Source organism: Streptomyces sp. O3 (assembly GCF_054788135.1).
The window spans coordinates 1-14678 of the sequence record NZ_JBTVYK010000065.1 but is presented as its reverse complement, the minus strand read 5'-3'; the positions used below and the strand labels follow the sequence as shown (position 1 = coordinate 14678).

The 14678-nt window shown below is 71.9% G+C and carries 6 protein-coding genes; all 6 read left to right on the top strand.

The annotated features are described in order from the left end of the window. Positions 1-7 precede the first annotated feature (7 nt). A complete protein-coding gene (locus tag ACX6XY_RS26070) occupies positions 8-1591 on the top strand; it encodes an AAA family ATPase (protein WP_460335618.1) in 1584 nt (527 codons plus the stop codon). A 105-nt stretch (positions 1592-1696) separates the two neighbouring features. Beyond that, positions 1697-8104 (top strand): amino acid adenylation domain-containing protein, encoded by a 6408-nt coding sequence (locus ACX6XY_RS26065; RefSeq protein ID WP_460335615.1) that lies wholly within the window; start codon positions 1697-1699, stop codon positions 8102-8104. Positions 8105-8216: 112 nt separating this feature from the next. After that, positions 8217-9035 (top strand): thioesterase II family protein, encoded by an 819-nt coding sequence (locus ACX6XY_RS26060; protein ID WP_460335612.1) that lies wholly within the window; start codon positions 8217-8219, stop codon positions 9033-9035. 119 nt (positions 9036-9154) lie between these two features. Beyond that, positions 9155-10198: a TauD/TfdA family dioxygenase gene (locus tag ACX6XY_RS26055; RefSeq protein ID WP_460335609.1), complete on the top strand. Its 1044-nt coding sequence runs from the start codon at positions 9155-9157 to the stop codon at positions 10196-10198. Then, a complete protein-coding gene (locus ACX6XY_RS26050; RefSeq protein ID WP_460335606.1) occupies positions 10195-12039 on the top strand; it encodes a non-ribosomal peptide synthetase in 1845 nt (614 codons plus the stop codon). The genes ACX6XY_RS26055 and ACX6XY_RS26050 overlap by 4 nt, the downstream gene beginning before the upstream one ends. A 91-nt stretch (positions 12040-12130) precedes the next feature. After that, positions 12131-14678 (top strand): condensation domain-containing protein (locus ACX6XY_RS26045; protein WP_460335604.1); only part of this gene is annotated, 2548 nt, incomplete at its 3' end.

Below are 14678 nucleotides of genomic sequence, written 5' to 3'. Positions count from 1 at the left end.
GCCTCAGTTGACTGTCAGCCCGCACGCCGCCGCTCTGGACGACGCGGTGCCCCCGGTGGAGGAACCGCCCCTCACGCTCGGCGCGCTGATCCGCCGTCACCGCACCAGGATCGGCCTCACTCAGCGGGAGTTGGCCGACCTCTCCACCATCAGCGTGCGGGCGATCCGCGACCTGGAACAGGACCGGGTGCGCCGCCCACGTGGCGAGACCGTGCACCTGCTCGCGGACGGGCTGCGGCTCGGGCCGCGCTCCCGAGAGGCGCTCTCGGCGGCCGCGCGCCGATGCCGGGCCACAGCGACGGACGCGGACGAGAGACCCACGGCCCCGCCCGCCCCACCGGCCACCCTGCATCCGATCTTCGGCCGTGACCTGGAAACCGAAGTGATCACCGCCGAACTCGCCTCCGGATCGCAGCGGTTGCTGCACCTGACCGGACTCTCCGGCGCCGGCAAGACCCGGCTGGCGGTGGAAGCGGCCACCCGGCTGCACCGCCAGCACCGGATGCCCGTCCTCTGGTACACCTTCCCCGGCAGCGACGACGACTGCCTCGCGCCCGCCGATCCCGCGCCGCACGGGCTGCCGTACCGTCTGGTGCGGCGGCTGTTCGACCCGGCGGACGACTCCGGCGCCGACCACGGCCTGCCCGGCGCCCCGCACGACCGGCCGGAACACCCACGGGACCGGCACGCTCCCCGAGAGCGGCCCGGCCTCCCGAACAGCCTGGGCAGCGGGCCCACACTGCTGGTGATCGACGGCGCCCCGGCCCGTCCGGCCCATCCCGGACGGCTGACCGCGCTGCTGCGGGACCACCCTGAGCTGCGGTTGCTCGTCACCTCGGACGAACCCTGGGAGCTGACCGGGGAACGCACGTTTCTGCTGGCGGGCCTGGACACCGGCCCGGACGACGCCCCCGACGGTCTCCCCGGCCCGGCGGAGCGGCTGTTCTGGGACCAGGTCCACCGCATCCATCCCGAGCTGCGGGCGTCCGCCGACGACCGGGCCCAAGCCGCCGAGATCTGCCGTCGACTGGACGGCCTGCCCCGAGCGGTGCTGGCCGCCGCGTCCTGGCTGACGGTCTGCGACCTGCCGACGCTGCACCGCCTGCTGATCGAGGATCCCCGTCCGTTCCTCGACCGACTGGCCGGGCCGGAGCGCCCGGAGAGCTACCTGGACGCTCTGCGGGGCCGACTCCTCCGGCTGCGCACCGACCGCCGCGCGCTGCTGGCGGCCCTCGGCACCGCCGGCGACGGCGACGGCGACGTCAGTCTCGACCGGGTGGTGTCGCTCACCGGCCAGCCGCTGGCGCACTGCGCGCGGACCCTACGGGATCTGCTGCTCACCGGGGCCGTGCGCCAGGTGCCGGGGCCTCAGGGCGCACACTTCCGGGTGCTGCGGCTGGTCCGCGCCGTCCTGCGCGATCTGGCCGCGTCACCGGCCGGCGCTGAGTCACCAGCCAGTGCCCGTCTGCGCGAACCACTGCCGCTGGCCGCCTCCGCCGCTCCGGCTGCCGCCACTGCCGCAGTGCCGCCGAACCGCTCCCGGAGTGCCGCTTCGACTGCCGCTTCCCTCGCCCCGCTAGGCGTTGGATGAGTCCGGCACGCGTACCGGCCACATCCCGTTCGACCGCCGCGCGCCCACCCCAGCACTCGCCTTCGCCCCCGCACTCGCCTTAGCACTCGTCCAAAGGAGTCCGCCATGCCCAGCCAGGACAGCACGAGTTGGCCACTCAGCGCCGCCCAGCTGGGAATCTGGTACGCCCAGCGGCTGGACCCGGCCAGCCCGGTGTTCGTACAGGGCGGCTATCTCGATGTCCAGGGCCCCCTGGACACCGACCTGTTCGCGTCCGCGCTCACGCGGCTCGTCGCCGAGGACCAGACCACCCGGCTGCGGTTCCTCGAAGTAGACGGCACACCCCGGCAGTTCCTCGCTCCGGCGACCGAGTACCGGCCCGAGATCCTGGACCTGCGCACGCACCGGGACCCCGACGCGCACGCCCGGCGGATCATCTCCCGCGATATGGCACAGGTGCCCGACCTGGCAGACGGGCCGCTCTTCCGGCACCTGCTGCTGCGCCTGGAAGACCAGAGGCTGCGCTGGTACTTCCGCGCCCACCATCTGATGCAGGACGGCTACAGCGGCCATCTGCTCCAGCGCAGGGCCGGTGAACTCTACGCGGAGCTGGCGGGCGGCGCTCCCGCCGGTCCCCCGCTCGGCCTGTTCACCGACCTCCTGGGCCAGTACCGGGAGTACCACGACGACTCACCGGCCCTCGCCAAGGACCGGACCTACTGGCGGCACGCCATGGACGGCGCCGTGTGTCCGCCCTCCCGCGCCGCCAAGCCGGAACTGCGCATCGCCCGCGAGGTCGCCGACGTCGACCGGGAAACCCTGGACGGGCTGCGGAGGTTCGCCCAGGCCGCCGGAGTCCCGTGGCAGCAGGCTCTGATCGGCGCCGCCGTACTGCACCATCACCGGCGGACCGGCGAGACCGATGTGGTGCTCAGCCTCCCGGTCACCGGCCGCCTCACGCCCGCGGCACGCCGGGTCACCGGGATGACGGCGAACGTACTACCGCTGCGAGTCCCGGTCGATCCGGAGGCGAGTTGCGCGGAGTTGATGAGGCAGGTGGGCTCCCGCACCCTGCGCGTCCAGTGGCATCAGCGGTACGACGCCGCAGAGTTGATGCGCGACTTGGGCTGGCCGGCCGACGGCCGACGCCAGTTCGGCCCGGTGGTCAACATTCTGGCGAGCGACGAGCCGCCGTCCTTCGCCGGACTGCCCTCGTCCGAGCATCTGCTCTCCACCGGCGGCACCGCCGATGAGCTCGGCATCACCGTCACCCACGGTGAGGACGGCGGGTTGCGCGTCGACTTCACGGTGGACGAGGCGTACACGGAGAGCGTTCCGCTGGCTTCCCACCGGCGCTCGTTCCTGCTGGTCCTCAAGACCCTGGCCGCCTCAGGTCCTGATCTCGCGGTCCGCGATGTACCCGTACTGGCCTCTGATGAGCGGGAGTTGGTGGTGTCGCGGTGGAACGACACCACCGTCCCGATCAGCGACGACACCCTCAACACCCTCTTCGAGAAACAAGCCGCCCAACACCCCGACGCGACCGCCGTCATCTTCGACGACCACCACCTCACCTACCGCCAACTCAACGAACAAGCCAACCGCCTCGCCCACCACCTCACCCACTGCGCCCACGTACGCCGCGGAGACCTCGTCGGCGTCCTCCTCCACCGCGGCACCGACTTCGCCACCGCCCTCATCGCCATCACCAAAACCGGCGCCGGCTACACCATCCTCGACCCCGAATTCCCCGACCAACGCCTCACCACCACCGCCGCCAACGCCCGCATCACCACCCTCATCACCGACACCACCCTCACCCACCGCACCCCCGGCAACCACACCACCCTCCTCACCGACACCGACACCCCCCACCTCCACACCCACCCCCACCACAACCCCACACCCCACACCACCCCCCACGACAGCGCCTGCGTCATGTTCACCTCAGGCTCCACCGGAACACCCAAAGGCGTCCTGTCCACCCACCAAAACCTCATCTCCACCCTCACCCACCAGACCTACACCACCCTCAGCCCCCACGAGACCCTCCTCCAATGCTCCCCCGTCTCCTGGGACGCCTTCAGCCTCGAATTCTGGGGACCCCTCCTCCACGGCGGCACCACCGTCCTCCAACCCGGACAACGCCCCGACCCCACCCTCATCAACCAACTCACCCACCAACACCACATCACCCAACTCCAACTCTCCTCCAGCCTCTTCAACTACCTCACCGACGAACACCCCGACACCTTCACCACCACCCACACCGCCTACACCGGCGGCGAACCCGCCTCACCCACCCACATCCACAAACTCCGCCAACACCACCCCCACCTCACCATCACCAACGGCTACGGCCCCGCCGAATCCATGGGATTCACCACCACCCACACCACCACACCCACCCCCACACCACCCCCCACCATCCCCATCGGCACCCCCCTCACCAACAAACACGCCTACATCCTCGACACCCACCTCAACCCCACCCCCATCGGCACCACCGGCGAGATCTACCTCTCCGGCCACGGCCTCGCCCACGGCTACCTCAACCAACCCACCACCACCGCCACCCACTTCATCCCCAACCCCTACGGACCCCCCGGCACCCGCCTCTACCGCACCGGCGACACCGGCCACTGGACCCCCAACGGCACCCTCCACTACACCGGCCGCACCGACACCCAAACCAAAATCCGCGGCTTCCGCATCGAACCCGCAGAAATCGAAACCACCCTCACCCAACACCCCCACATCACCCAAGCCGCCGTCATCACCCACCACAACGGCCCCACAGCCCAACTCGCCGCCTACATCATCCCCACCCCCCACACCACACCCACCCCACAAGACATCCGCACCTGGGCCCGCACCCAACTCCCCGACCACATGGTCCCCACCCACATCACCCCACTCACCGCACTCCCCCTCACCCCCAACGGCAAACTCGACCGCACCGCACTCCCCACACCCACCACCACCACAACCCAAGGCCGCCCACCCCGCACCCCCCTCGAACACACCCTCACCACCCTCTTCACCCACACCCTCAACACCCCCCACCCCCTCACCATCGACGACAACTTCTTCGACCACGGCGGCCACTCCCTCCTCGCCGCCAAACTCACCAACCACATCCGCACCCACACCAACACCCACCTCACCCTCCGCGACATCTTCCACCACCCCACACCCGCCACCCTCGCCCACCACATAGGCGACAACGGCCCCGAGACGGGGCCGACCGGACCGGCGACCATCACCGCGGGCCCGCGGCCGGAACGGGTGCCGCTCTCGCACGCCCAACGGCGGCTGTGGCTGCTGGCCGGCCTGGAGGGCGAGTCCGCCACCTACAACGTGCCGCTAACGGCCCGCTTCCGCGGCGAGCTGGATCTCCCGGCGCTGCGGCGGGCGTTGGCCGACGTCATGGCACGCCATGAGCCGCTGCGGACCGTCTGCGTCACCGTGGACGACGAACCGGTGCAGCGCATCCTGCCGCCCGACGAGGCGGTGCCGCACCTGGAGCACCGCCGTACGGACCGCGCGCTGGCGGACGCGGAGCTCTCGGCCGCCGCCCGTCACCCGTTCGACCTCGAGCGGGACATGCCGCTGCGGGTCACGGTCCTGGACACGGGGGACGGCGAGTTCACGGTGCTGATCCTGCTGCACCACATCGCCACCGACGGGCAGTCGCTCGGCCCGCTCCTGGCCGACCTGTCCACCGCCTACGCGGCACGGCGCGAGGGCCGCGCGCCTGACTGGTCTCCGCTGCCGGTCCAGTACGCCGACTACGCGCTGTGGCAGCGCCGGGCGCTGGGCAGCGCGGACGACGAGGACAGTCCGCTCGGCCGCGATCTCGCCTTCTGGCGCGAGCAGCTCAAGGACCTGCCCGAAGAACTGGGCCTGGTGCTTGACCGTCCCCGCCCGGCCGTCGCCAGCCACCGCGGCGCCGCCCTGCCGATCGATTTCGGCACCGGCCTGTACACCCGTATCGAGGAGCTGGCACGCGCCGAACGATGCACGCCGTTCATGGTGGTGCACGCCGCCCTGGCCGCGGCGCTCACCCGGCTGGGCGCGGGCGAGGACATCCCTCTCGGGTCACCCGTGGCGGGGCGCGACGACGAGAGCCTGAGCGGGCTGGTCGGATTCTTCGTCAACACCGTGGTGCTGCGCACCGACACCTCAGGCGACCCGTCCTTCCGTACGCTGCTGAACCGGGTGCGCGCGGCCGACCTGGACGCCTTCGCTCACCAGGAGGCCCCTTTCGACCAGGTACTCGAAGCGGTGGCCCCGCGGCGCTCCGCCTCACGGCATCCGCTGTTCCAGGTCTGTCTGGGCCTGGAGAACGGCGGGACGCCACGGCTTCGCCTGGCCGGGGCGGCGGACGACGAGGTGTCGGTGCTGGCGACCGGGTCCGCCAAGTTCGACCTGGAGTTCCTGCTACGCGGCGACGCCTCCGCCGGGCTGACCGGCGGCCTGGTCTACAACCGCGATCTCTTCGATGAGACCACCGCGCAACGCCTGGTCGACACTTTCCACCGGATCCTGGACCAGGTCCTGACGGCACCCGGCCTGGCACTGAGCGAGCTGGCGGTGCTCTCCGCCGACGAGCGGGAGTTGGTGGTGTCGCGGTGGAACGACACCACCGTCCCGATCAGCGACGACACCCTCAACACCCTCTTCGAGAAACAAGCCGCCCAACACCCCGACGCGACCGCCGTCATCTTCGACGACCACCACCTCACCTACCGCCAACTCAACGAACAAGCCAACCGCCTCGCCCACCACCTCACCCACTGCGCCCACGTACGCCGCGGAGACCTCGTCGGCGTCCTCCTCCACCGCGGCACCGACTTCGCCACCGCCCTCATCGCCATCACCAAAACCGGCGCCGGCTACACCATCCTCGACCCCGAATTCCCCGACCAACGCCTCACCACCACCGCCGCCAACGCCCGCATCACCACCCTCATCACCGACACCACCCTCACCCACCGCACCCCCGGCAACCACACCACCCTCCTCACCGACACCGACACCCCCCACCTCCACACCCACCCCCACCACAACCCCACACCCCACACCACCCCCCACGACAGCGCCTGCGTCATGTTCACCTCAGGCTCCACCGGAACACCCAAAGGCGTCCTGTCCACCCACCAAAACCTCATCTCCACCCTCACCCACCAGACCTACACCACCCTCAGCCCCCACGAGACCCTCCTCCAATGCTCCCCCGTCTCCTGGGACGCCTTCAGCCTCGAATTCTGGGGACCCCTCCTCCACGGCGGCACCACCGTCCTCCAACCCGGACAACGCCCCGACCCCACCCTCATCAACCAACTCACCCACCAACACCACATCACCCAACTCCAACTCTCCTCCAGCCTCTTCAACTACCTCACCGACGAACACCCCGACACCTTCACCACCACCCACACCGCCTACACCGGCGGCGAACCCGCCTCACCCACCCACATCCACAAACTCCGCCAACACCACCCCCACCTCACCATCACCAACGGCTACGGCCCCGCCGAATCCATGGGATTCACCACCACCCACACCACCACACCCACCCCCACACCACCCCCCACCATCCCCATCGGCACCCCCCTCACCAACAAACACGCCTACATCCTCGACACCCACCTCAACCCCACCCCCATCGGCACCACCGGCGAGATCTACCTCTCCGGCCACGGCCTCGCCCACGGCTACCTCAACCAACCCACCACCACCGCCACCCACTTCATCCCCAACCCCTACGGACCCCCCGGCACCCGCCTCTACCGCACCGGCGACACCGGCCACTGGACCCCCAACGGCACCCTCCACTACACCGGCCGCACCGACACCCAAACCAAAATCCGCGGCTTCCGCATCGAACCCGCAGAAATCGAAACCACCCTCACCCAACACCCCCACATCACCCAAGCCGCCGTCATCACCCACCACAACGGCCCCACAGCCCAACTCGCCGCCTACATCATCCCCACCCCCCACACCACACCCACCCCACAAGACATCCGCACCTGGGCCCGCACCCAACTCCCCGACCACATGGTCCCCACCCACATCACCCCACTCACCGCACTCCCCCTCACCCCCAACCGCAAACTCGACCGCACCGCACACCCCACACCCACAACCACCCCAACCCAAGGCCGCCCACCCCGCACCCCCCTCGAACACACCCTCACCACCCTCTTCACCCACACCCTCAACACCCCCCACCCCCTCACCATCGACGACAACTTCTTCGACCACGGCGGCCACTCCCTCCTCGCCGCCAAACTCACCAACCACATCCGCACCCACACCAACACCCACCTCACCCTCCGCGACATCTTCCACCACCCCACACCCGCCACCCTCGCCCACCACATCAGCACCACCCACGACCACGACGGCCCGCACAGCCAGCGGGACGCTTCGGCCGACGCGTCGCGCACGAAGACGCCGTCCCGGCGACGCGCACGGCCGACGCTGCGTCGCCGCACCGCGGAAGGCGCACGGGCCGAAGGCTGACCGCGGCGCCCTGACACGGCCGTGCCCAGCCCGATATTCCCGCGCGATATTCCCCTCGCATACACCGAATTCCCCCGCGTACACCGACTCCCTCCCATGAACGGAGCTCGCCGTGAGCCACAGCCACCAGTCCGACCCGATACCCGCGCCCGACGACGTGGTCTGGCAGCTGCCGGGGCCCGACGCCCAGCAGCGCACTTCGCTGCTGGTACTGCCGCACGCCGGAGGCAACGCACACGGCTATGCCGACTGGCGCGAGCGCCTGCCCGCCGACGTACGCCTGCTGATCGGCCAGTATCCGGGCCGCGGCGCACGGTTCAGCGAGGAACTGCCGGCCGACCTGGACGACCTGGCCGCGCCGGTGGTGGCCGCGCTCCCGGCGGACGTAGACGATCTCGTGGTGCTCGGCCACAGCATGGGCTCGCTGGTGGCCTTCGAGGTGACCCGTCGGCTCGTGGCGGCCGGCCGCCCGCCGCGGGCACTGATCGTCTCGGCCTGTCGCGCCCCGTATCTGAAGAACCCCAGCGTGGTGCTGCCGGAACGCCTGAGCGATGACGAGCTGGTGGCCGCGATCAAGGAGCGCGGCGGCACCGACGACGCCATCCTGGACGAGCCGGAGCTGCGGGAGATCGTGCTGCCGTCGATCCGGGCCGACTTCGGCATCGACGACGTCTACCGCTTCACGGGCGAACTGCCCGCCGTGACCTGCCCGGTGACCGTGCTGGGCGGCGATTCCGACCCGGTGGCGCCGCCCGAGGTGCTGACCGGCTGGTCGGACGTCACCAACGGGCAGGTCGAGCACGTGCTCTTCCCAGGCGGCCACTTCTATTTCCAGGAGCGGCTGGACCCGTTCTTCTCGAAGGTCAACACGGTGCTCGCGGCGGACAGCACCGGCCAGTCCCCGCTGCCCGTGTCCCAGGCCGCGGCCTGAGCGGCCCCTCGCCTCTGCGGCCCGCGCCTCTGGGGCCCCGCACCGCCGGACCCCGCCCCTTGCCGCACTCCGCCCGTTCCGTCCACTCGTCTCGTCTGGTCCCTATCCAGGAGGAAGCCATGTCCGCTCCCGCACCCGTCGTCTCAGCCACCGGCATCGAGCCGGTACGGGAGGCCGGTAAGCCCGTACGCGTCCAGGTGCCCGACTTCGGCTCGATGGCCGAGGCGTCTGCCTGGCTGACCGCCAACCGGCCGGCGATCACCGCCGAACTGCACCGCTCCGGCGCGGTGCTGCTGCGCGGCCTGCCCGTCACCGACGCGGCCGGCTTCGCCGACGCCAGGGACGCCCTGATCCACACGCAGGCGGGCTACAAGGAGAAAGCCACACCGCGCACCGACTTCGGCGCGGGGGTGTTCTCGTCCACGGACCTGCCCGCCATCCAGCCGATCCGCCTGCACAACGAGAACAGCTACACGCTCGACTTTCCCGGAGTGCTGCTGTTCGGCTGTGTGACCGCGCCCGAGGAGGGCGGCGCCACCACCGTGGGCGATATGCGCCGCGCGCTCCAGCTGCTGCCCGCGGACCTGCGGGAGCGGTTCGCCCGGCACGGCTGGCTGCTGGTGCGCCACTATTCGGAACTGGCCGGGCTGCCCTGGCACCAGACGTTCGCCACCCAGGACAAGGCGGTGGCCGAGGCCTACTGCCGGGAGAACGTGGTGGGGTACGAGTGGCTGGACGAGGACACCCTGCGCACGACCCAGCGCCGTTCGGCGGTCGTCACGCACCCGGTGACCGGGGAGCAGAGCTGGTTCAACCACTTCGCCTTCTGGAACAACCACACCCTGGACCCGGATGTGCGGGAGGTGCTCATCGAGACATACGGCGAGGACCAACTGCCCTTCAACACCTACCTGGGCGACGGGAGCCCGCTGACCGAGGACGAGGTGGCCGCGATCAACGCCGTCTACGACGAGGTGACCGTACGGGAGACCTGGCAGCGCGGTGACGTGATGCTGGTGGACAACATCCTGTGCGCGCACGGCCGGGAGGCGTTCCGCGGAGACCGCAAGATCCTGGTGGCGATGGGCGAGCCGGTCGCGCTGGCCGACTGCCGCCCGGCCACCGCGCCCACCACCGGCCTGGCCGCGAGGAGCACGCGATGACCGCCGTCCTGCCCGAGCGTTCCCGCACCGGCGCGTCCGCCGACGCCGCGGACACCGCCGCGGACACCGCCACCGCGACGCCCGCCGAGGATCTGCTCGCCCGGCTCGCCCGAGTTCCCGCCGAGCGGACCGCCGTGCTGGCCGGGGACACCGTACTGACCTTCGGCGAACTGCGCACCGCCGCCGCGGCCTTCGCCGCTCGGCTGACGGCGGCCGGGGCCGGTCCGGAAAGCGTGGTGGCGCTCCAGCTGCCGCGCGGCGCCGCACTGGTCACCGCGCTGATCGGCACCCTCACCGCGGGCGCCGCCTATCTGCCCGTCGACCCCAAGCTGCCAGCGGAGCGCCGCCGTTACCTGGTGGCCGACGCCGGGGCCCAGGCAGTGGTCGCGGACGGTCCGTCGCCCGTGAGCGGGATACCCGTACTCCCGCCCCCGGCCGACGGCGGCGCGGGGGCCGACGCCTCCCGCCAGCCCTACCGGCCGGTGCGGACCGGCCCGGACGCCCTGGCCTATGTCATCTACACCTCTGGTTCCACGGGAACGCCCAAGGGCGTGGAGATCTCCCGAGGTTCGGCGTCGGCTCTGCTGGCCGAACTCGAGGGGCTGGGCGTCGCCGGCGCGGACCGGGCGCGGGTGGGCTGGAACGCCTCGCCGTCCTTCGACGCCTCGGTGCAGCAGTGGATACGGCTGTGCCGGGGTGACACCCTGGTGATGATCGACGAGGACACCCGCGCCGACCCGGAGCTGCTGGCCCGCCTGATCGACTCTGCGGCGCTGACCGACCTGGACATCACTCCCTCGCACGCCGACGCGCTGCTCGACGCGATCAGCGCCGACGGCGGCCCGCGGCCGCTGAATCTGCTGGTGGGCGGCGAGCCGATCAGTCCGGCGCTGTGGCGGCGGCTGGTCGACCGCACGGAGCGCGGCGTCATCCGCGCCGTCAACCTCTACGGCCCGACGGAGTGCACGGTCGATGCGACGGCCGGCTGGGTGGAGGGTCCGCGGCCGCACATCGGCACGGTGCTGCCGGGGCTGCGGACGCGGGTGCTGGACGAGAAGCTGGCCCCGGTCGAGCCCGGCGAGACCGGCGAGCTGTACCTGTCCGGGCCGCGGGTCGGCCGTGGCTACCGCAACCGTCCGGTGCTGACCGCGGAGCGCTTCGTCGCCGACGCCTTCGACGGTGACGGCGGCCGGATGTACCGCACCGGTGACCTGTGCCGACTCCTGCCGGACGGCCGGCTGGAGTGCCTGGGCCGCGCCGACGGGCAGGTGAAGCTGCGCGGCCACCGGATCGAACTCCCGGAGATCGAGGCGGTATTGGCGGCCTTCCCGCAGGTCGCCGAGGCCGCGGTCGTACTCCGCGCGGATCCGCACGGCACGCCCGGCCTGGCCGCGTACGTCCGGGCCACGGCACCGGTCACCGACCGGGAGCTCCTGGACGGGCTCGCCGCGCGGCTGCCCTCGTACATGGTGCCGTCCTCGGTGACACTGCTGGACGCCTTTCCCGTCACCGTGAACGGCAAGCTGGACCGGGCGGCCCTGCCGGCGCCGTCCGCCCCGGCCGACGAGGGGCCCGCGACGGACGGCGAGGACGCGCCGCGCGGCCGGGTGGAGGAGCTGATCGCGGGCGTCTGGACGACGGTCCTGGGCACGCCCCGGATCGGCCGCGAGGACAACTTCTTCAAGCTGGGCGGCCATTCGCTGCTGGCCATCAAGCTGGTCGCGCGGGTGCGCTCCGAGCTGAGCGTGGCGCTGCCGGTGAAGGCGGTGTACGCCAACCCGCGCCTGCGGGACCTCGCCGCGCACATCGAGTCCCTGACGGCGGCCGACCGCCGCGGCTGAGCGCGCGGGCGCCGCCCGCCGCAGCCCCGCGGCGGCCGCCCCGCGGCCCCGCTTCCATGTCCCCGAGCCCGCCCCATCCCGTGAGGTAGTCGTGACCCAGATCCCCCTGTCCTTCGCGCAACGCCGGCTGTGGTTCCTCAACCGCCTGGAAGGGCCGTCGGCGACCTATAACGTGCCGGTCGTCGTGCGACTGGACCGGGTTCCCGGTCAGGACGCCCTGGACGGCGCGCTGCGCGACGTGGCCCGTCGCCACGAGGTGCTGCGCACCGTTTTCCCGACCGACGGCGCCGAGCCGTACCAGCGGGTGCTGCCGGTGCCGCCGCGGCTGCTGACGGTACGCGAGTGCCGCCCCGGCGACCTGCCGTCGCTGCTCGCCGACGGCACCCGGCGGCCGTTCGACATCACCGCCGACGTCCCGCTGCGCGCCGAGCTGCTGACGCCTGGCGACGGCACGGCGACGCTGCTGCTGGTGCTCCACCACATCGCCACCGACGGCTGGTCGCTGCGGCCGCTCCTCGCCGACCTGGACCGCGCGTACACGGCCCGGCTGGCGGGGCGCGAACCCGACTGGGAGCCGCTGCCCGTGCAGTACGCCGACTACACCCTGTGGCAGCGCGACCTGCTGGGCGACCCGGACGACCCGGAGAGCCTGGCTGCGGAGCAACTCGCGTACTGGCGTGACCAGTTGGCTGATATGCCGACCGTGAGCGCGCTGCCCGCCGACCGGCCCCGGCCGGCCGAGCCGAGCCACCGCGGCGCCCTCGTCTCCGCCCGGCTCGACGCCGGGGCGCACCGCTCGCTGGCCGCGCTGGCGCGGGAGCGGCGGGCCAGCATGTTCATGGTGCTGCGGGCCGCGCTGGCCACCGCGCTGTCGGCGGCCGGGGCGGGCCAGGACATACCGCTGGGCGCCGCGGTCGCGGCCCGCCCGGAGGAGGACCTGGCCGACCTCGTCGGCTTCTTCGTCAACACCCTGGTGCTGCGCACCGACACCTCGGGCAACCCGGCGCCGGGTGAGCTCGTGGAGCGGGTGCGGGACGGTGACCTGGCCGCGTACGAGCACCAGGAGCTGCCGTTCGATCTGCTGGTCGAGCAGCTCAACCCGGTGCGTTCGCTGGGGAGTCACCCCTTCTTCCAGGTGATGCTGACCGTGCAGAACGACGCCGGGCCCACCCCACGGCTCGGGAGCATCGGCGGACGTCTCGAGACCGCCGAGCTCGGCGCCGCCAAGTTCGACCTCACCCTGTACGCCGTGGAACGGCACGGCCAAGGCGGCGAGCTCGACGGCATCGACATCGGCATGCAGTACGCCACCGACCTCTTCGACGAACGCACCGCGCGCCTGCTCCTGGAGATCTACCTGCGGGCGCTGCGCGCCTTCGGCACCGCGCCCGGCACCCCCATCGGGGACCTGGCGCTGGTGACGGCCACCGAGCGCACCGGCCTGGACGAGCGGCACCGGCGGCTGGCGGACGCCCAGGCCTCCGCCGAGCAGGACGGCGGCGAGGGCGACGGCGCGGCGGACGGGGTGCCGGACGCGGCGCGGGAGGCCGCGCTCTCGCCCCGTACGCAGATCCTGTGCGGGCTGTTCGCCGACGCGCTGGGCAAGGACCGGATCGGTCCCGACGACAACTTCTTCCGCTCGGGCGGGCATTCGCTGCTCGCCACGACGCTGGCCAACCGCATCCGCGGCGCGCTCGGCGAGGAGCTCGGCATCCGCGACCTGTTTCTGTCGCCCACCCCGCGCGGCCTGGACCAGCGGCTGGCCGAGCGCTCCGGGCCGCGCCCCGCGCGCCCTCCGCTGCGCGCGGTCCCCGCCGACCAGCGCCCGGAGAGGCTGCCGCTGTCCGCCGCCCAGCGCGGGCTGTGGCTGACCCAGGAGCTGCAGGGGCCGCGCAGTACCTTCAACGTGCCGGTGGCACTGCGCCTGGACCGTCCGCTTCGGGCGGAGGCGCTGGCCTCGGCGCTGGCCGACGTGGCGGAGCGGCACGAGGTGCTGCGCACCGTCTACCCGACGGCGGACGGCGAACCGTACCAGCGGATACGCGCCGACGTGCGGCCCGAGCTGACCAGTGTCACCACGACCGCCGCCGAGTTGCCCGCACGCCTGGCCGCCGCGGCCGGGACGCTGTTCGACCTGGCGGTCGACATTCCGCTCAGGGCCTGGCTGTTCACCGACGAACACGGCGCGCAGACCCTGCTGTTGCTGCTGCACCACATCGCGACGGACGGCTGGTCCACGGCCCCGCTGCTCGCCGACCTGGAACAGGCCTACACCGCCCGGCTCACCGGACACGCACCCGACTGGGAGCCACTGCCCGTCCAGTACGCCGACTACGCCCTCTGGCAGCGCGAACTACTCGGAGACGCCGACGACCCGGACAGCCTGATGGCGCGGGCGCTCGACCACTGGCGCGCGGAGTTGGACGGTGCGCCGCCGCTGCTGGAGCTGCCCACGGACCTGCCCCGTCCGGCCGCGTCCGGCGGGGCGGGGGCGGTGACGCGGTTCGCGGTGGACGCGGACACCCACCGCGGGCTGATGCGGCTGGCCCATGCGCACGGGGTGACGTTGTTCATGGTGGTGCAGGCCGCGCTCGCCGCCACCCTCACCCGCCACGGCGCCGGAACCGACCTCCCCCTCG

Excerpts from the sequence above, each read along its gene's own strand:
- ACX6XY_RS26065 (WP_460335615.1), top strand. The coding sequence starts at position 1,697 with ATGCCCAGCCAGGACAGCACGAGTTGGCCACTCAGCGCCGCCCAGCTG.
- ACX6XY_RS26055 (WP_460335609.1), top strand. The coding sequence starts at position 9,155 with ATGTCCGCTCCCGCACCCGTCGTCTCAGCCACCGGCATCGAGCCGGTA.
- ACX6XY_RS26050 (WP_460335606.1), top strand. The coding sequence starts at position 10,195 with ATGACCGCCGTCCTGCCCGAGCGTTCCCGCACCGGCGCGTCCGCCGAC.